At 70.6% G+C, this 17,359-nt stretch carries 16 protein-coding genes; 11 read left to right on the forward strand and 5 right to left on the reverse strand.

The genetic code is table 11. The features are described 5' to 3' along the window. Window positions 1-18 precede the first annotated feature (18 nt). On the reverse strand, window positions 19-882 hold the full coding sequence (locus OXG55_10875) for a glucose 1-dehydrogenase (GenBank protein ID MCY4103745.1): 864 nt from the start codon (window positions 880-882) through the stop codon (window positions 19-21). A 208-nt stretch (window positions 883-1,090) separates the two neighbouring features. Here OXG55_10875 and OXG55_10880 point away from each other — a divergent pair, with 208 nt between their 5' ends. Genes OXG55_10880 through OXG55_10890 form a run of 3 tightly spaced genes read left to right on the forward strand, consistent with a single transcriptional unit; the run spans window position 1,091 to window position 4,104 of the window. After that, window positions 1,091-2,230 carry a substrate-binding domain-containing protein gene (locus OXG55_10880; GenBank protein ID MCY4103746.1) on the forward strand — a complete coding sequence of 380 codons (1,140 nt, stop codon included), beginning with the start codon at window positions 1,091-1,093 and terminating at the stop codon, window positions 2,228-2,230. Window positions 2,231-2,273: 43 nt separating this feature from the next. Beyond that, window positions 2,274-3,035: an ATP-binding cassette domain-containing protein gene (locus OXG55_10885; protein MCY4103747.1), complete on the forward strand. Its 762-nt coding sequence runs from the start codon at window positions 2,274-2,276 to the stop codon at window positions 3,033-3,035. A gap of 1 nt (window position 3,036) precedes the next feature. Further along, on the forward strand, window positions 3,037-4,104 hold the full coding sequence (locus tag OXG55_10890) for an ABC transporter permease (protein MCY4103748.1): 1,068 nt from the start codon (window positions 3,037-3,039) through the stop codon (window positions 4,102-4,104). Between the two features lie 4 nt (window positions 4,105-4,108). Here OXG55_10890 and OXG55_10895 read toward each other — a convergent pair whose 3' ends face one another. From OXG55_10895 to msrB, 3 genes are all read right to left on the reverse strand, one after another. Continuing rightward, window positions 4,109-5,425 (reverse strand): aspartate aminotransferase family protein, encoded by a 1,317-nt coding sequence (locus OXG55_10895; protein ID MCY4103749.1) that lies wholly within the window; start codon window positions 5,423-5,425, stop codon window positions 4,109-4,111. A gap of 118 nt (window positions 5,426-5,543) precedes the next feature. Then, a complete protein-coding gene (locus OXG55_10900) occupies window positions 5,544-6,614 on the reverse strand; it encodes an isopenicillin N synthase family oxygenase (protein ID MCY4103750.1) in 1,071 nt (356 codons plus the stop codon). A 39-nt stretch (window positions 6,615-6,653) separates the two neighbouring features. Beyond that, window positions 6,654-7,073, reverse strand: coding sequence for a peptide-methionine (R)-S-oxide reductase MsrB (msrB, locus tag OXG55_10905; protein ID MCY4103751.1), 420 nt, complete (start codon window positions 7,071-7,073; stop codon window positions 6,654-6,656). A gap of 222 nt (window positions 7,074-7,295) precedes the next feature. On the opposite strand from msrB, the gene recA reads away from it, so the two are divergent. The 8 genes from recA to dapE all read left to right on the forward strand — a co-directional run bounded on the left by recA (window position 7,296) and on the right by dapE (window position 16,447). Further along, a complete protein-coding gene (recA, locus tag OXG55_10910; protein ID MCY4103752.1) occupies window positions 7,296-8,342 on the forward strand; it encodes a recombinase RecA in 1,047 nt (348 codons plus the stop codon). A gap of 195 nt (window positions 8,343-8,537) precedes the next feature. Then, window positions 8,538-9,974 carry a tRNA (N6-isopentenyl adenosine(37)-C2)-methylthiotransferase MiaB gene (gene miaB, locus OXG55_10915; protein ID MCY4103753.1) on the forward strand — a complete coding sequence of 479 codons (1,437 nt, stop codon included), beginning with the start codon at window positions 8,538-8,540 and terminating at the stop codon, window positions 9,972-9,974. A 16-nt stretch (window positions 9,975-9,990) separates the two neighbouring features. Then, window positions 9,991-10,929: a tRNA (adenosine(37)-N6)-dimethylallyltransferase MiaA gene (gene miaA / locus OXG55_10920; protein MCY4103754.1), complete on the forward strand. Its 939-nt coding sequence runs from the start codon at window positions 9,991-9,993 to the stop codon at window positions 10,927-10,929. Window positions 10,930-10,986: 57 nt separating this feature from the next. Continuing rightward, window positions 10,987-11,910 (forward strand): diaminopimelate epimerase, encoded by a 924-nt coding sequence (gene dapF, locus OXG55_10925; GenBank protein ID MCY4103755.1) that lies wholly within the window; start codon window positions 10,987-10,989, stop codon window positions 11,908-11,910. Then, the gene (hflX, locus tag OXG55_10930) at window positions 11,907-13,280 is read left to right on the forward strand and encodes a GTPase HflX (protein ID MCY4103756.1); all 1,374 of its coding nucleotides are present in this window, start codon (window positions 11,907-11,909) and stop codon (window positions 13,278-13,280) included. The genes dapF and hflX overlap by 4 nt, the downstream gene beginning before the upstream one ends. A gap of 55 nt (window positions 13,281-13,335) precedes the next feature. Continuing rightward, the gene (locus tag OXG55_10935) at window positions 13,336-14,493 is read left to right on the forward strand and encodes an aminotransferase class I/II-fold pyridoxal phosphate-dependent enzyme (protein ID MCY4103757.1); all 1,158 of its coding nucleotides are present in this window, start codon (window positions 13,336-13,338) and stop codon (window positions 14,491-14,493) included. A gap of 9 nt (window positions 14,494-14,502) precedes the next feature. After that, the gene (locus OXG55_10940; protein ID MCY4103758.1) at window positions 14,503-15,336 is read left to right on the forward strand and encodes a 2,3,4,5-tetrahydropyridine-2,6-dicarboxylate N-succinyltransferase; all 834 of its coding nucleotides are present in this window, start codon (window positions 14,503-14,505) and stop codon (window positions 15,334-15,336) included. A 19-nt stretch (window positions 15,337-15,355) separates the two neighbouring features. Next, window positions 15,356-16,447, forward strand: coding sequence for a succinyl-diaminopimelate desuccinylase (dapE, locus tag OXG55_10945; protein ID MCY4103759.1), 1,092 nt, complete (start codon window positions 15,356-15,358; stop codon window positions 16,445-16,447). Here dapE and lexA read toward each other — a convergent pair. Then, window positions 16,425-17,108, reverse strand: coding sequence for a transcriptional repressor LexA (gene lexA, locus OXG55_10950; protein ID MCY4103760.1), 684 nt, complete (start codon window positions 17,106-17,108; stop codon window positions 16,425-16,427). The genes dapE and lexA overlap by 23 nt on opposite strands. Between the last annotated feature and the right edge of the window lie 251 nt (window positions 17,109-17,359).

Below are 17,359 nucleotides of genomic sequence, written 5' to 3' on the forward strand. Positions count from 1 at the left end.
CGCTTCGCGGTGGGTCGGTCAGTCGCCGCCGGGCCCGTAATCCTCGGGATAGCCCTCCATCGGCTGGGCCAGGATCCCGCCGTCGACGGTGAGTGAGGTGCCCGTCACGAACGAGGACAGCCCCGAGGCCAGGAAGAGCGTGGCGATCGCCACGTCGTCCGGGCTGCAGAGCCGACCCAGGGGGACGTGGTCGATGATGCCGGCGAACTCCGCCTCGACGTCGATGCCGTGCGGGGCGACCGCCTTGATGAAGTCCACGACGCCCTCGGTGAGCGACGCCCCGGGGCAGATGGCGTTGACGCGGATGCCCCACGGCGCCAACTCCATCGCAAGGGCGCGCGTGAGGCCGATGAGCGCGTGCTTCGAGGTGATGTAGTGGATCAAGCCCGGCGAGGACGGCTGGAACGAGTCCACCGACGCCATGTTGATGATGACCCCGCCCTCGCCGTCGGCGCGCATCGCCCGTGCCGCCGCCTGCGCGCACAGGAAGCTGCCGGTGATGTTCGTGTCGATGACGCGCTGGAACTCCTCCGGCGGCATCTCGTCGAGCAGGTAGTTCGAGAACGCGCCGGCGTTGTTCACGAACACGTCGATGCGGCCCGTCAACTCCCGTGCCTCGGCCACGAGGTTCAGGATCGAGTCACCGTCGGTCACGTCCACCCGGATGGCGAAGCCCCTCCCGTCGGGAATCGAGGCCGCGACGTTCCGCGCCTTGTCCAGACTGCGGGCGGCGGCAACCACCGTCGCGCCGGCTTCGCCCAGCCGGCGGGCTATGGCGGCGCCGAACCCCTGAGAACCGCCGGTGATGACGGCGCACCGGCCGGACAGGTCGACCAGTTCGGCGATCCCTCTGGCACCGGTGTCCATCGCGTACCCCCTCACCCGCGGCTGTCCTAGCGGCGCCCGAGTCTAGGCATCGGCCTGCGGGCTCTCAAGAATGCGCCCGTGGCTGGCGGAGCCGTCGGACTGTGACGTCAGGGCGCGCTGAGTCGCCGTCACAGTCGCCCCACGTGATCGTCTAGGCTCGTGTCGAGAAGCTGCTCGGAGCTTCTGAAGGGGGAGTCGCAGCTTCCGGGGGGAGGACATGCACATGAGTGCCCTCGTTAGGTCGTCCGTTGTACGTGTACTCGTCGCATCCCTGGCAGTGGTGTTGCTTGCCACCGCCTGCGGCGACGATGAGGCGGAGCAGGCGCAGCCGCCTCCGCCCGCCCCGGCGCCGACCGAGGCGCCCGCCCCACCGCCTGAGCCGCCGCCTGAGCCACCGCCGGCGCCCCCGGAGGCTCCGCCGCCGGAGCCGCCGCCCGAGCCGCCGCCACCACCACCCGCCGAGGTGCCTGCCGAGAAGCCCGTCTACGGCATGGTCACGGCCGTGCAGCACCCCTACTACGCGCCGACCGAGGCAGCGGTCGGTCCTACCTGCGAGCGATTGGGCTGCGAGGTCATCTTCCTGCAGCCCTCCTCGTGCGATGCCGCCGAGGAGAGCCAGCTCATCCGCGATGTGCTGGCGGCAGGGATCGACGGGCTCGGGGTCTCGGCGTGCGACGCGGCCGGCGTCCTGCCCGTGGTGGAGGAGGCCGCCGCCACCGGCATCCCGATCGTGACATTCGACGCCGACTGCTGCGCCGACATCCGGACGATCGCGGTCTCCAACAGCGATTGGCAGATCGGCGAGTTGCACGCCGTGGCGCTCAACGACCTCCTGCCCGACGGCGGGAAGGTCGTCAACATCATCGGATCGCTGGCGATGGAGAACGTGCGGACTCGCCTGGACGCGCTCGCGGAGGGCATCAACCCCAACATCGAGATCGAGAACTTCGAGGACCAGAACGACCTGACCAAGACCGGCCAGATCATCAGGGACGTCCTGACGACCCAAGGGGACGAGGTCGACATCTTCATGACGCAGACGGGGAGTGCAGCGGTCATCGCGCAGACCCTGGTCGACGAGGGCTTCGATCACATCCCGGTCGTCGGCATCAACGACTTCGAGGACATCCTCGAGTGGGTGCGCAAGGGCAACATCGTGAGCACCGTGGCGCTGAACCCGGGAGCCCAAGGGGAGCTGGCGCTCGTCGCCCTCGACAAGCTCCGCCAGGGGCTCACCCCGTCGACGGACTTCTTCGGGACGGGCGGCGTGATCATCACACCGGAGAACGTGGACACCTACGCCGACGACGTGGCGGACCTGAACGCACGTCTGCGGGAGGAATTCGAAGCTCTCTGGTCGTAGCCCCAAGCCCACCCGCCGGACGTCAGGTTCCCGCGCCGCGCCCGTGAGCGCCAACGGCGATCCGCTCTACGCCGGCTACGGCCTGACGAAGTGGTTCGGCGGGCTGCGTGCCGTCCACGACCTCTCCGTGGAGTTGTTCGCCGGGCAGGTTCTGGCGCTCGTGGGTGACAACGGCGCCGGCAAGTCCACGACGCTGAAGATGCTGGCGGGGTCGCTCCGGCCCGACGCAGGCTCCATCACGCTCGAGGGCGAGCACGTCCGGCTGGCCAGCCCGCGGACGGCTCGGGCACTCGGGATCGAGACCGTGTACCAGGACCTGGCCCTCGCGGACACGCTCGAGGTGGTGCAGAACGTGTTCTCGGGGAGGGAGCTGACCCGCTACGGCTTCCTGCAGCGCGTCGAGATGACGAAGCAGACGGAGAGCCTCCTGGAGGAGTTCCGCGTCAAGATCCCGAGCGTCTTCGCCCAGATCTCCTCGCTCTCGGGCGGTCAGCGCCAGGGATGTGCAATCTCGCGGGCGGTCAGCGGGGGCAGCCGGGTGCTGCTGCTGGACGAGCCCACGGCTGCGCTCGGGGTCGCCGAGCGCAGGAACGTGCTCGAACTCATCAAGAGCCTGCGCGACGCCGGCATCGGCATCCTCATCATCAGCCACAACCTGCCCGACGTGTTCGAGGTCGCCGATCGGATCACGGTGCTGCGCCGAGGCGAGCGGGTGGGCACGGTGCCGGCCACCGACGTCGACGCTGGCGATCTCGTCGCCATGATCACCGGCGCCTCGGGCAACGCGGCCGCGGGGGACTCCTGACGTGGGCGCCTCCGAGGGGCGCGAGGGCCTCGCCATGACCGCGCGGGGCGGCTGGGGAACGGGGCGCTACCGCGAGTACCGCAACCTGCTCTTCGGCGCGCAGCGGTACCCGAAGATCATCCTCGCCGCTGTCATCGTCGTCGGCGTGATCACCGTGATCATCGATACTCGATTCGCCTCGTGGTTGAACGTCACCAACGTCCTGCGTGCCGCCGCACCCGTCGGCGTCGCCGCCGTCGGCCAGACGATCGTGCTGATCGGCGGGAACTTCGACCTCTCGATCGGTTCGATGGCGGGGCTCACCGGGCTCCTGACGGCGGTGTTCCTGCACAACGGCCTGGGCGCAGCCGAGACCATCGTGCTGGTGCTGCTCGTCGGTATGGGTCTCGGGCTGGTGAACGCCTTCGTCGTGGGGATCATCCGCATCAACCCCATCATCGGCACACTGGGCACGGGGAGCGTCTTCTACGGGGCGGCGGTGCTCGCCACAAAGGGCGTCCCGCAGGTCTACCCGCGCGAGGGCCTGCTGTTCCTGGTGACCAAGCGGTTGGGCATCCACCCCTCGGTGTTCGTCTACATCGGCGTGCTGTTGCTGTTCGGGGTGTTCCTGCACATGACCGTCTGGGGGGTGCGGACCTACCTGCTGGGCGCCAACGTGGAGGCGGCGCGCACCTCGGGCGTTCCCACCACCCAGACGGTGATGCTGACCTACGTGATCAGCGGGCTGCTGGCGGCGGTCGGGGGGATCCTGCTGACGGTGGAGCTCGGCTCGGGTCAGCCGAGCGGCGGCCAGACGTGGCTCCTGTCGACCCTTGCCGGTCCGATCATCGGCGGTGTGGCGGTGACCGGCGGCGCCGGCACGCTCTTCGGGGCCTTCCTCGGGATGGTGCTCATATCCGAGATCAACAGCGCGCTCGTCTTCGCCGGCTACACGTCCTTCGCCAGGGAGTTGGCGCTCGGGATCGCCATCCTGGTGGCAATGACCACCCAGGCCGACACCATCAGGTCGTTGCTGCGGACGGCCCGGCAACGCGCCCGCCTGCGGGCCGGTGAGGAGGTCGTGGACTGACCGGCTAGTGGAGCCCGGCCAGTTTGGCGTCGTCGAAGCGCCCCGCCTCGATGTCCGCAAGGGCGCGCTCGAAGATGGCCAATGCCTCGTCGGCGTCGCTGCGGGTGATCGTCAGCGGAGGCGTGATCTCCATGACGTTCCCGAAGGCCAGCAGGATCAGTCCCAACTCGAAGCACCGGTAGGCGAGCCGGTGGGCGTCGGTGGTGGCCGGTTCCCGGGTCTGCTGATCGGTCACCAGCTCCACGCCGAGCAGCAGACCCTTGCCCCGGACGTCGCCGATGAGGGGGTGCCCGCCCTTCATCTCGAGCAGTTTCTCCTTGAGGTAGCCGCCCATGTCGGCCGCATTGGTGGCGAGGTCCTCGCGCTGCATCACCTCCATGAAGGCGAGCGACGTGGTGCACGAGACCGGGTGGCCTCCGAGCGTGTACGCCGTGTAGATGTCGACCTCGAGGATCTCCGAGCGCCCCACCACGGCCGAAAGGGGGAAGCCCCCGCCGAGGGGCTTGGCCAGGCCGACCGCGTCGGCCTCTATGCCGAAGTGCTCGAACCCGAACATCCGCCCGGTCCGGCCGAACGCCGTCTTGATCTCGTCGAAGATCAGCCAGATGCCGTGCTCGTCGCACAACTCCCGCAGCGCGGGGAAGTAGTTGTCCGGGGGCACGATCTCCCCGCTGTCGGACTGGATGCTCTCCGCGAACACGGCCGCCGTCTGGTCCGCAGGCGAGACGTTCGTCAACAGCTCGGTGCGGAGATAGTCCAGGCACCGCAGGGAGCACTCCTGGGGGTCGCACGGTCCCCAGGTGCAGCGGTAGGGGTTGGGGTAGGGCGCCTTGGTGATGTGACCGCCGGGGATCGGCGTGCTCAGGGCGCCGTGTCCGGAGATGGCCCCGGAACCGATCGTCATGCCGTGGAAGGCGCCGATGAAGGAGACGATGCGGGGACGGCCCGAGGCCACCGGGACCACCTTGGCGAGGTAGTCCATGGCGTCCGATCCGGAGACGCCGAACCAGACCTTCTTGTCGAAATCGCCCGGGAAGAGGTCCACGAGCTTCTCGGCAAGTTCGACCGCGGGCTCGTGGATGTAGCACACCAGCGGGTGTGCGTACTCCTTGTCGATCGCCGAGATCGCGGCGTCGCGCACCTCGGGATGGCCGTACCCGGCGGGGACCGCCCCACCACAGCCCATCCAGTCCAGGTACTCGTTGCCGTCAGGGTCCCAGAGGCGCACGCCCTCCGCCCTGCCCACGACGAAGGGGTAGAGCCGGTACTTCAGCGACTTCGTGATGACGGCGTCGTCGCGCCGGGCGACCTCCCCGGTCAATCGGAGATCCCTTGGCCCGTGAGCATCCATCGCCAGGTTCCTTCACTCGATTGCGGGGAGCGGTGCCTGCCCGAGTGGTCCCCGAGTGGTCATCGTTGCATGCGCCGGTCGCGCTGTCCTAGTAGTCGCCCACCACGGTGCTGGCGAACTTGCTGAGCAGGTGGGGGCCGGCCAGGACCGGCTCGTAGCGGGGCGATTCGCCGGGCGCCAGGCAGGTTGGCAGGCAGCGCACCTCGGCGTCCCAGCGCACGTTGTGGAAGAACACGATGCTCTGACGCCGGGCGGAGCGGCCGGCGTCAGCCGGCGGTAGCGCGGCCCGGTGCAGGGTGGAGACCCAGCGGTCATTGGTCCAGCGGGCCATCATGTCGCCGAGGTTCACCACGAAGCCGTCCGGAATCATCGGCACGGCCGCCCAGCCGTCCGGCCCCATGACCTCCAGGCCGCCGGGGGCATCGTCGAAGCGCAGGATCGACAGGGTGCCGTAGTCGGTGTGGGCGCCGGCGCGCAGCTGTCCGGGCAGCGGGCGGCTCTCCAGTTCCGGATAGTTGATCGCCCGCATGGCGCTGGAGTGGTGGTCCAGCAACTCCTCGAAGTAGTCCGCCGGCAGGTCCAGCCCCACGGCCATGATCGACAACAGCCTGCCCGCAAGGTCGGCCATGGTCCGGAAGTACGCCTCCCAGGCCGGCCGCAGTGACGCCGGCTCGTCGGGCCAGCGGGGTTCGGCCAGGATCGCCCCGCCGCCCGGGGGGATCACCGCCGGCAGGTCCAGGGGGCCCATGTTGAGGGTCTCCTTCAGATCCGGCGGCGTGGTGTCGCCGAGCGAGCGGGCCAGCATCTCGCCCCGGATGGGGGAGTAGCCGTAGGCGTAGTCCTCCGACGGCGCCGGGCTCTGCCGCTTGACCTCCAGCGGCAGGTCGAAGAACTCCCGTGCCGCGCTCCAAACGGCGTCGATGGTCGGTTGCGGCACGCCGTGGCCGACGATGACGAAGAAACCGATGGCGCGGCAGGCCTCGTCCACGGCCCTGCCGACTTCGGCCAGGCCCCCGGCACCCTCGGCGGCGGGGGAGATGTCGATGATCGGGACGGGGGATGGCGCGGTCGCCGGTGCCGGCGCCGACAGCCCGCCGGACGCCGCGCTCATCGCCGTGACGGTGCCGGAGTGGGCGAGTTCTCGGCCCGGGGGCGGCATTGACAGCGATACTTCATATACTGATATCTACTTTGAGTCTTATTCGGACGCAGCGTCGGTGGACACGTCGTCGCGGTGCAGATTCAGTGATGCGGAGTTCATGCAGTAGCGCTCGCCGGTTGGGGCGGGGCCGTCGTCGAAGATGTGCCCCAGGTGCGCCCCGCACTCGTTGCAGACCGCCTCGGTGCGGACCCAGCCGTGGCTGCGGTCGGTGCGGCGCCCCACCCGCTCGGTGCCCAACTCGGAGTGGAAGCTGGGCCAGCCGGTGCCGGAGTCGTACTTGGTTTCGCTGGAGAACAGCGCTATGTCGCAGACCACGCAGTGATAGACGCCGTCGTCCTTGCAGTCCCAATACTCGCCGGTGAAGGCCCGCTCCGTGCCGGCCTCCTGGGTCACGTGGTACTGGAGTGGGGAGAGCCTCTGGCGGAGTTCCCGCCGGTCTTGCTTGTCGGTGGTCATGGTGCCTCCAATGCCGCGCAGCGAACAGGCGTATGGATTACACTTCTGTAATCTCAAGCTGTGCAATCCCAGGCTGCCGAGGGTGCCGCACCTAGTGTCTCACAGAGTGTCTCACAGGGCTGTGTCACACCCTCTCGGCAGGATATGCGCAGACAGCTTCCCCCGAACGATCGATCCAACCGACACCGGCGGTGACCGGGACGACCAGGAGGTCATGAACAGATGACGACCGAAAGCAACGGCAGGGTGCGCGAGCAGGCGCTCGACTTGGCCCTTCGCCAGATCGAGAAGAACTTCGGCAAGGGCGCCATCATGCGGATGGGCGAGAAAGGTGCCATGCAGATCGAGTCCGTGTCCACCGGGGCGCTGGCCCTCGACGTGGCGCTCGGGATCGGCGGCCTGCCCCGCGGCAGGGTCACGGAGATCTTCGGGCCCGAGTCCTCGGGCAAGACCACGCTGGCGCTGCACGTCGTGGCCGAGGCGCAGCGCACCGGCGGCGTATGTGCCTACATCGACGCCGAGCACGCCCTCGACCCGATCTACGCCCGGGCCATCGGGGTGGACGTGGACGAGATGCTGATCTCCCAGCCCGACACCGGCGAGCAGGCGCTGGAGATCGCCGACGTGCTGATCCGCTCGGGCGCCATCGACGCGGTGGTGGTCGACTCGGTGGCGGCGTTGACGCCCCGGGCCGAGATCGAGGGCGAGATGGGCGACCACCACGTGGGCCTGCAGGCCCGGCTCATGTCCCAGGCCCTGCGCAAGCTCACCGCCAACCTGCACAAGAGCCACGCAGTGTGCATCTTCATCAACCAGCTGCGCGAGAAGATCGGGGTGATGTTCGGCTCGCCGGAGACCACCACGGGGGGCCGGGCGCTGAAGTTCTACTCGTCGGTGCGCCTCGACATCCGCCGCATCGAGTCCATCAAGAACGGCGCCGAGGTGGTCGGCAACCGCACCCGCGTCCGGGTGGTGAAGAACAAGGTGGCGCCGCCGTTCCGCACCGCCGAGTTCGACATCATGTACTCCCAGGGCATCAGCCGGGAGGGCTCGGTGCTGGACCTGGCGGTGAACCTCGACATCGTGAAGAAGTCGGGGGCCTGGTACACCTACGAGGGCGACCAGATCGGCCAGGGGCGCGAGAACGTCAAGACCTTCCTGCGGGAGAACCCCGCCCTGGTGCTGGAGATGGCCGAGAAGGTCACCGGGCAGTTGCTGCCCCAGGTCGCCGAGACGCCCGAGGCGGAGCCCGCCGCCGTCGCCACCTGAACCCCCGTCCACTGCATCGGTCCGGGCGGGGCCGCCGGTGGCCGTCGTCGGGAGCGTCTGGCGAAATCGCTCCGCCGGCCGGCCCCCGGCGTCCCCTCCCTCGCCCCTTCACCGTTCCGGCCCCCATTCGTCATTCCGGCGAAGGCCGGAATCCACGCGGCAGCGGACGGGGCGGCTGCCTCTACGCTTGGACAGGTGAGCGGCGACGGCGTCAGCGGCGAGGGGCGGTACTTCATCCGCACGTTCGGCTGCCAGATGAACGAGCACGACTCGGCGCGCGTCGCCGGGCTGCTGGAGGCCGACGGCATGCTGCCCGCCGCCGAGCCCCGCGATGCCGACGTGGTGGTGGTGAACACGTGCTGTATCCGCGAGAAGGCCGACCAGAAGCTCTACGCCTACCTGGGCGGGCTGAAGGCCCTCAAGCGCGCCCGGCCGGGCATGCAGATCGCCGTCGGCGGATGCCTGGCGCAGAAGGACCGGGACGTGGTACGCGTCCGGGCGCCGCACGTGGACGTGGTGTTCGGCACCCACAACGTGCACCGCGCCGCCGAACTGCTGGCCCGGGCGGCGCAGGACGGGCCGATCGTCGAGATTCTCAGCGAGGCCGTGCGCGCCGACGCCGAGGCGTTTCCCTCCGCGCTCGGGGTGCGGCGGGACCTGCCGCACTCGGCGTGGGTGACGATCCAGGTGGGTTGCGACAACTCCTGCGCCTTCTGCATCGTGCCGGCGGTGCGCGGCCCTGAGATCAGCCGCCCCTTCGAGACGCTGCGGGAGGAGGTCGCCGAGTTGGCCCGCAACGGCGTGGTGGAGATCACGCTGCTGGGCCAGAACGTCAACTCCTACGGGCGCGACCTCGCGCTGGCCCGCCGCCGGGCGGGGGAGCAGGTGCCGGCCCGCCCCATGTTCGCCGAGCTTCTGCGCGCCGTCGGCACTGTCGAGGGCATCCGCCGTGTCCGCTACACCAGCCCGCACCCGAAGGATCTGCGGGCCGAGACGATCGCGGCGATGGCCGAGTCGCCGGCCGTGTGCGAGCACCTGCACCTGCCGCTGCAGTCGGGCAGCGACGCTGTGCTGGCCGCCATGCATCGGGGCTACACCGCCGAGCGCTACCTCGAGCGGTTGGCAGCGGCCCGGCGGGAGATCCCCGACCTGGCCGTCAGCACCGACATCATCGTGGGCTTCCCCGGCGAGACCGAGGAGGACTTCGCCGCCACGCTCGGGGTGGTGGCCGAGGCGGGGTTCGACAGCGCCTTCACGTTCGTGTTCTCGCCGCGCCCGGGGACCGAGGCGGCCGGGTTGGTGGACAGGTTCGTGGACCCCGGCACCGTGACCGAGCGCTACGAGCGGCTGCGCGCCGTCGTGGAGCGCTCCGCCCGGCGCCGCCACGAGGCTCGCGCCGGCCTCCGGGAGGAGGTGCTGGTGGAGGGACCCAGCAAGACCCGCCCCGAGTTGCTCAGCGGGCGCACCCGCCAGAACAAGCTCGTGCACTTCTCGGCGGGCACTGCGCTGCGCCCGGGCTCCTTCGTGGACGTGGACGTGACCGGCGCCGGGGCGCACTACCTGCTCGGCGAGTTCGTGGCCGTGCGCGCCACCCCGGCGCGCCGCGAGCGCATCCCGGTGGTCGCCGCCTGAACGGCGAGCGCAGGGGATGGCCAACGGGAAGAACGACGGCTTCTGGGCCCGGCTCGCCATCGTCGGTCCGACAGCCTCGGGCAAGTCGATGCTGGCGGCGGAGTTGGCCCGCAGGCGGCCACCCGCCGAACTGCTGTCGATGGACGCCATGGCCGTGTACCGGCACATGGACATCGGCACTGGCAGCCCCACCGCCGAGGAGATGGCCGAGCTGCGTCATCACGGCATCGATTTGGTGGACGCCGCGAGCGAGTATTCCGTGGGGGCGTATCTGGCGGCCGTGCGCCCGGTTGTGAACACGCACGTGGGCCGCGGCACCTCACTGGTGGCGGTCGGTGGGACGGGACTCTACGCCCGCGCCGTCGTGGACGATCTGGAGATGCCCGGCGCGTATCCCGAGGTTCGAGCTGAACTGGAGGCGGAGCCCGACACGACGTCTCTCTACGAGGGGCTGAGGGGCTGCGATCCTCTTGCCGCCGAGCGAACCGGTCCGGTGAATCGCCGCCGCATCATCCGCGCTCTCGAGGTCGCGGTCGGCAGCGGCCGGCCGTTCTCGTCCTACGGGCAGGGGCTCAGGCGCTACGGGCCCACGCTCTTCACGCAGGTCGGGTTGCGGCTGCCCCGCCCGCTGCTGGATGCGCGCATCGCCGAGCGCTTCCGCGAGCAGCTCGACGCCGGCTTCCTCGACGAGGTGCGCCGGCTGCGGGATGCCCCGATGCCCCTGTCGCGTACCGCCCGCTGTGCGCTCGGCTACCGGGAGCTGCTCGACCACCTCGACGGCCGCTGCAGCCTGGCCGAGGCGACAGAGGTGGCGGTACAGCGCACCCGCCGCTTCGCCCGGCGCCAGGAACGCTGGTTCCGCCGTGATCCTCGCATAACGTGGCTGGATGTCCAGGAGGATCCGTGGGAGGTCTTCGGTGACCTCATGGAGATTTTCGAGCGATCCCGGATCTGAGACCGGCCCGATGAGCACGAGTGGGAGTGTTCCGGGCACCTCGGAGACACCTGACCGATGCACCTGACCAAGCACCACGTTTTCGGCAACGACTTCCTCGTGCGCCTCGAGCCGGACGAGGCCCCCTGCCCGCCCGGCTGGGTGCGGGGAGTCTGCGACCGCACCGGCGGGATCGGTGCCGACGGGATCATGTGGTCACGGGTTCCCGGCGGCGCCGGCGAGGCGGGAAACCTGGGTCCCGGCTCACGGTGGGACCCGCTGCGCGCCGAGATGCGGCTCTACAACGCCGACGGCGGCGAGGCCGAAGTGAGCGGCAACGGCCTGGCCTGCCTGGCCCAGGCCATGACGCTGCGCGCCGGGCGCGACGAGGCCGAAGCCGTCATCGCCACCGCGGCGGGTGCTCGCACGGTCGCCATCGGGAACACGCGCTTCGCCGACGCCGACGACTCCGGGGATGGTTTCGGCCGCATCCGCAGCCGCGCCGGCATCGATCTGGGGCAGGCGAAGCAGGACGCCGACCAGACCCGCCGCGCCGAGGCGGCGCTGGCGGAGCTGGCGGAGCTGGCGCCGGAGTACCGGCGCGCCGGCTGGGTGTCGGTCGGCAACCCGCACGTGGTGGCGCTGCTGGAGGACGCCGCGGCCCTCGACGCGCTGCCGCTGGAGGCCGCGGGCGCTGCGCTGCAGGAGCGGTTCGAGCCGGTGAACTTCGAGGCGGTCGCCGTCGCCGACAGCTCGCACGTGCGCATGCGGGTCTTCGAGCGCGGCGTGGGAATCACGTCCGCTTGCGGCAGTGGTGCGGCGGCGGTGGCATGGCGCCTGTACCGCTGGGGACTCGTCAACGAGACGGTGGAAGTGGAGATGCCCGGTGGGACGGCCGAGGTGCGCATCGGCAGCGGCGTCGAGTTGCGGGTCCCCGTGATTTACGTGGCCGACGTCGAGGCTCCCGAACCCGCAGCGCCCACCGGCGGCGGTTCATCGTGACCGATCCGGCTCGCGACCGGCGCGCCGAGGGCCACAGGGGGGCCTTCGGCGAGTTCGGCGGCGAGGCCGGCGGATTCATCGACCGGGCGTTCCGCGAGCAGATCGTGCTGGTCGGCGTGGCTGTACCGGCCCTGTCGGTGCGTGCCGTGGAGGAGTCGCTGGAAGAGCTGGCCCGGCTCGTCGACACCGCCGGGGCCGATCCGGTGCATCGCGTCATCCAGCGCCGCGACCGCATCGACCCCGCCACCTACGTGGGGCGCGGCAAGGCGCAGCAGATCCGCGACATCGCCGAGCAATACGACGCCGACACCGTGGTGTTCGACGACGAGCTGAGTGCAGCTCAGCAGTACAACCTGGAGGGGATCCTCGGGCGCACGGCCATCGACCGCACCACGGTCATCCTGGACATCTTCGCCCAGAACGCCTCCAGCACCGAGGGCAAGGTCCAGGTGGAGCTGGCGCAGTTGCGCTACCGGCTGCCCCGCCTGCGCGGCTCGGGTTACCGGCTCAGCCAGCAGGCCGGCGGGATCGGCACCCGCGGTCCCGGCGAGACCCAGCTCGAAGTGGACCGGCGCCGGCTGCTGCGCCGCATCAACACCCTCGAGAGCAAGCTGCGGGGCATCCGCCGCCATCGCGGCGTGCAGGCCCGGCGCCGCCAGCGCTCGGCGCAGTCCACCGTGGCCATCGTGGGGTACACCAACGCCGGCAAGTCCAGCCTGCTGAACGCCCTCTGCGACTCCGAGGCCCACGTCGAGGATCGGCTCTTCGCCACGCTGGACGCGCTCACCCGGCGCCTGGATCTGCCCGGCGGCGAGACCGTCTTGCTGGTGGACACGGTGGGGTTCGTACGCAAGCTGCCGCACGAGTTCGTGGAGGCGTTCATGAGCACGCTCGAGGTGGCCGTCGATGCCGACCTGCTGGTGCACGTCGTCGACGCCTCGGCCGCCGATTGCGACAGCCAGCTGGAGGCCGTGCGGGAGGTTCTCGAGGTCATCGGCGCGGCGAAGGTGCCCGAGCTGCTGGTCTTCAACAAGCTCGACGCCGCCGACGGGGTCGAGCACCTGCTGGCCGCCCACCCGGGCAGCGTGGCGGTCTCGGCGCTCCGCGGCGTCGGGTTGGAGCACCTCAGCGCGGTGATCGGCGACCGGCTGCGGGCGGCGGCCGCCACAGCGGAGTTCGTGGTGCCGTTCTCCCGGGGCGAGGTGATGGCCGGCTTGCACCGCTCCTCTCAGGTGCTCTCCGAGACCGCCACCGGCGAGGGGATGCGCTACCTCGTCCGCATCGATGACGCCTCGGCTGCCCGATTCGCCGACTACAGGTGTCCGGCGCCCGACGGCGCCGGTGACCGGAACTCTGGAGCGGGCGGTTGAGACCGGCGCGGCCGGCGGTGGCCGGTATCTCCCGGAGGACGATCGAGGGCTGCCGGTGAGCGCCCCAGCCGCCCTCGAGCCCTACCCGTACGATCGCCTGGGCGGCTTGCGGGCCATGGCCGGGGAGCACGATGGGGGCTGTGTGGACCTCTCGGTCGGGGATCCGTGCGATCCGCCGCCGCCGGCAGCGGTGCAGGCGCTGGGAGGATCAGGTGCCGAGCGGTCGTATCCCCCCTCGATCGGCTCAGCGGAACTTCGGACGGCCGCAGCGGGCTGGCTGGCACGGCGCTTCGGCGTGGAGCTGGCCCCGGAGGATCTGGCGGCGTGTGTGGGCACCAAGGAACTGGTGGCCTCGCTGCCCCGCCTGCTGCAACTGCGCGGCGATGTGGGCGACACCGTGCTGTACCCGGCGGTTGGTTATCCCACCTATGCCATGGGCGCCAAACTGGCCGGGCTGCGGGCCGTGGGGGTGCCGCGGGACGCGCATGGGCGGCTCGACCTCGGCGGCGTCGACGCCGCCGACGCCGATCGGGCGCTCTGCCTCTGGGTGAACTCGCCGGCCAACCCCACGGGTGCCGTCGAGGACCTGGGCGCCGTCGCCGCCTGGGGGCGGGAACGGGGCGTCGTGGTCTGCAGCGACGAGTGCTACGTGGAGTACGTCTGGGACCGGCCGGGCACGGGGGGAGCTCCGCTGGCGGACCGTACGATCCTGGCGCACGGCACCGAGGGCACGCTGGCCCTCCACTCGCTCTCCAAGCGCTCCAACCTGGCCGGCATGCGCGCCGGCATCTACGCCGGCGACGCCGGGCTGATGGACTTCCTGACCCAGGCGCGCCGGCATCTGGGGTTCATGGTCCCCGGCCCCGTGCAGGCCGCCGCGGCGGCGGCGCTGCGCGACGACGAGCACGTGGAGGCGCAGCGGGGCCGCTATCGCCGACGTCTGGCGTTGCTGGCGGACCTGCTGGAGCGGCTAGACCTGCAGGTCCCGCTGCCCGAGGGCGCCTTCTACCTGTGGGTGCCCGCGCCGGGCGGCGACGCCTGGGCCCTGGCGGAGCGGCTGGCGGTCACGGCGGGGATGCTGGTCAGCCCCGGCGAGTTCTACGGAGAAGCCGGTGCCGATCACGTGCGGGTGTCGGCCACGGTGCCCGACGAGCGGTTGGCGCTGCTGGAGAGGCGGCTTGCCGCTCCGGGGAGGCCGCGCGGGCGCCGCTAGCCTGCGCCCATGATCTACCGCGCTGACCTCAAGGCCCGGATCGGTGAATTGTGGGCGGGCCGCGCCACGCTGTCGGCCGGCGACGCCGCGGCGCGCCGGACGGTGCACGAGGCCATCGACCTGCTGGATGTAGGCGAGGTGCGGGTGGCCGAGATGGCCTCCAATGGCGATGTCGTGGTCCACGAGTGGCTGAAGCAGGCCATCCTGCTGCTATTCAAGCTGTCGGAGATGGAGACCACCGAACTGGGTCCGTTCGAGTTCGCCGACAAGATCCCGCTCAAGACCCGCTACCAGGAGCGGGGCGTGCGGGTGGTGCCGGGCGCCTCGGCCCGCTGGGGCAGCTACCAGGCCCCCGGCGTGGTGATGATGCCCAGCTACGTGAACATCGGAGCCTGGGTGGGTGCCAACACGATGGTGGACACCTGGGCGACGGTGGGGTCGTGCGCCCAGATCGGCCGCAACGTGCACCTGTCCGGCGGGGTCGGAATCGGCGGCGTGCTGGAGCCCCCGCAGGCCGTGCCGGTCTTCGTGGGCGACGAGTGCCTCATCGGCAGCCGCTGCATCGTGGCCGACGGGGCGCGGGTCGGCGAGGGCACCGTGCTGGGCGCCGGCTGCATCCTCACCGGATCCATCCCGGTTATCGACGCCGCCACCGGCGAGGAGCTGGGCCGCGGCACCGTGCCGCCGTGGTGCGTGGCGGTTTCGGGAACCCGGCCGCGCACCTTCACCGGCGGGGAGTTCGGCCTGCCCTGCGTGCTGGTGGTCAAGCGTCTCAACCCGGGTGAGCGCCACGACAAGTCGGTCCTGAACGACGTGCTGCGCGACCACGGGGCGGCCACCTGAGCGAGCGAGAGGACGCGCTGTGAACGCTGCCGCGCCGCCGGTGGATCTGCTGGCGCTGACCGCGGAGTTGATCGGCATCCCGTCGGTCAGCCTCGCCGAGCGCCGGATGGCCGACCGGGTGGAGGCCTGGTGCAGTGAGCACCCATGGCTCGAGGTCACCCGCATCGGCGACAACGTGGTGGCGCGCACCGCCGGCGGCCGTGACCTGCGGCTGCTCGTGGCAGGGCACCTCGACACCGTGCCCCCCAACGGCAACAGCGAGCCGATCCTGGAGGGCGACCGGGTTACCGGCCTGGGGGCCTCCGACATGAAGGGCGGCCTGGCGGTCATGCTGGCCCTCGCCGCGGGACACCCCGACCCGGCCATCGACGTGACCTACGTGTGGTACGCCGCCGAGGAGATCTCCCGGGAGCACAGCGGCCTGCTCCAGGTGGAGGCGGCGCGACCCGACCTGCTGGAAGCCGACGCGGCGGTGCTCGGCGAGCCCACGGGAGCGACGCCCGAGGCGGGCTGCCAGGGCACGATGCACCTGCGGGTCACCCTGCGCGGCGAGCGGGCGCACACCGCTCGGCCCTGGATGGGGCGCAACGCCATCCACCGGCTGGCGGATCTGCTGGCGGCGCTGCGGGGCTATCAACCGCGGCGGCCGGTGATCGACGGCTGCCAGTTCGCCGAGGCGCTGCAGGCCACGTCGGTCTCCGGTGGCGTGGCGGGCAACGTGGTGCCCGACGAGGCGGTCCTGATCGTGAACCACCGCTTCGCCCCCGACCGCACGGCGGGCCAGGCCGAGGAGCACCTGCGGGAAGTGCTCGGCCCTCACGTCGCCGAGGGCGACGGGCTGGATCTGGTGGAGATGGCGCCGGCGGCGGCGCCGCACCTGGACCATCCGCTGCTGGCGGCCCTCGCGGCGGCAGGTGGCGGGGCGGCGGCGGTGCGTGCCAAGTTGGGATGGACCGACGCGGCGTTCTTCGCCGAGCGCGGCGTGCCTGCGCTGAACTTCGGGCCCGGCGACGCCACACTGGCCCACACGGCGGGGGAGTACGTGACCCGCGATTCCCTCGAGACGGTCTACGGGGTGCTGGCGGCGGCTATATCCGGCGCAGCACGCTGACGACCCGGCCGTAGATCTGCAGGTCCCTGGCCGGGTAGCGCTGGGGCGGGTAGTCAGGGTTCGAGGACACCAGCACCACATCGTCGCCCTCGCGCCGGAACCGCTTCACGGCCGCCTCGTCGCCCGGCAGGCCGGCCACGACGATGTCGCCCTCGCCGGCCAGATGCTGCATGCGCACCACCAGCAGGTCGCCGTCCAGGATGCCGTCACCGGTCATGGAGTCGCCGCGCACCCGGACCACGAAGGCGTCCTGGTGGCCGACGAACTCCGTCGGCAACGGCAGCGTCTCCTCGATGTTCTCGTGCGCCAGGACGCCGGAGCCGGCCGCCACGTCGCCCACGAGGGGTATATAGCTGACCGGGTGGCGGTCCACGGCGTGTCCCGAGACCGGGTCGTAGTGCACTTCGAGTGCCCGCGGCTTGGTGGGGTCGCGTCGCAGGAACCCCTGCTGTTCGAGGATGACGAGGTGGCGCTGAACCGACGCCGGCGAGATGAGGCCGACGGCCTTGCAGATCTCGCGCACCGAAGGCGGGTAGCCGCGCTCACGGGTGTACTCGGCCACGAAGTGGATGATGGCCTGGCGCCGTTCGGAGAGCTTGGCAACCGCGGCGGGCTGCGGCTCGGCTTCCTCGGCTGAGTAGGTCGATGTCTCGCTGTTCATGCTGCCTTCCTTGCCCGACCCGGTCGTCTGATCCGGACTTGATATGTACAAGTGTTTCGAGTTACAATGTTGTCATGCCCCGTGGAGCAGCCGCCGGAAGCACACCAGGACCGCGCACCGGAACATATTCTCGTAGTTCTGCTGCACGTTCATACATAGACAAAACGCATGTTGTCAGCTGGAAGTCCCCATGTCAAGGATCTCCCCGGCGTCGCCGGCTGTCGTCTCCTCACCTTGCTGTGTCACACCCC

This window comes from bacterium (genome assembly GCA_026708055.1).
Lineage (GTDB): Bacteria > Actinomycetota > Acidimicrobiia > Acidimicrobiales > CATQHL01 > VXNF01.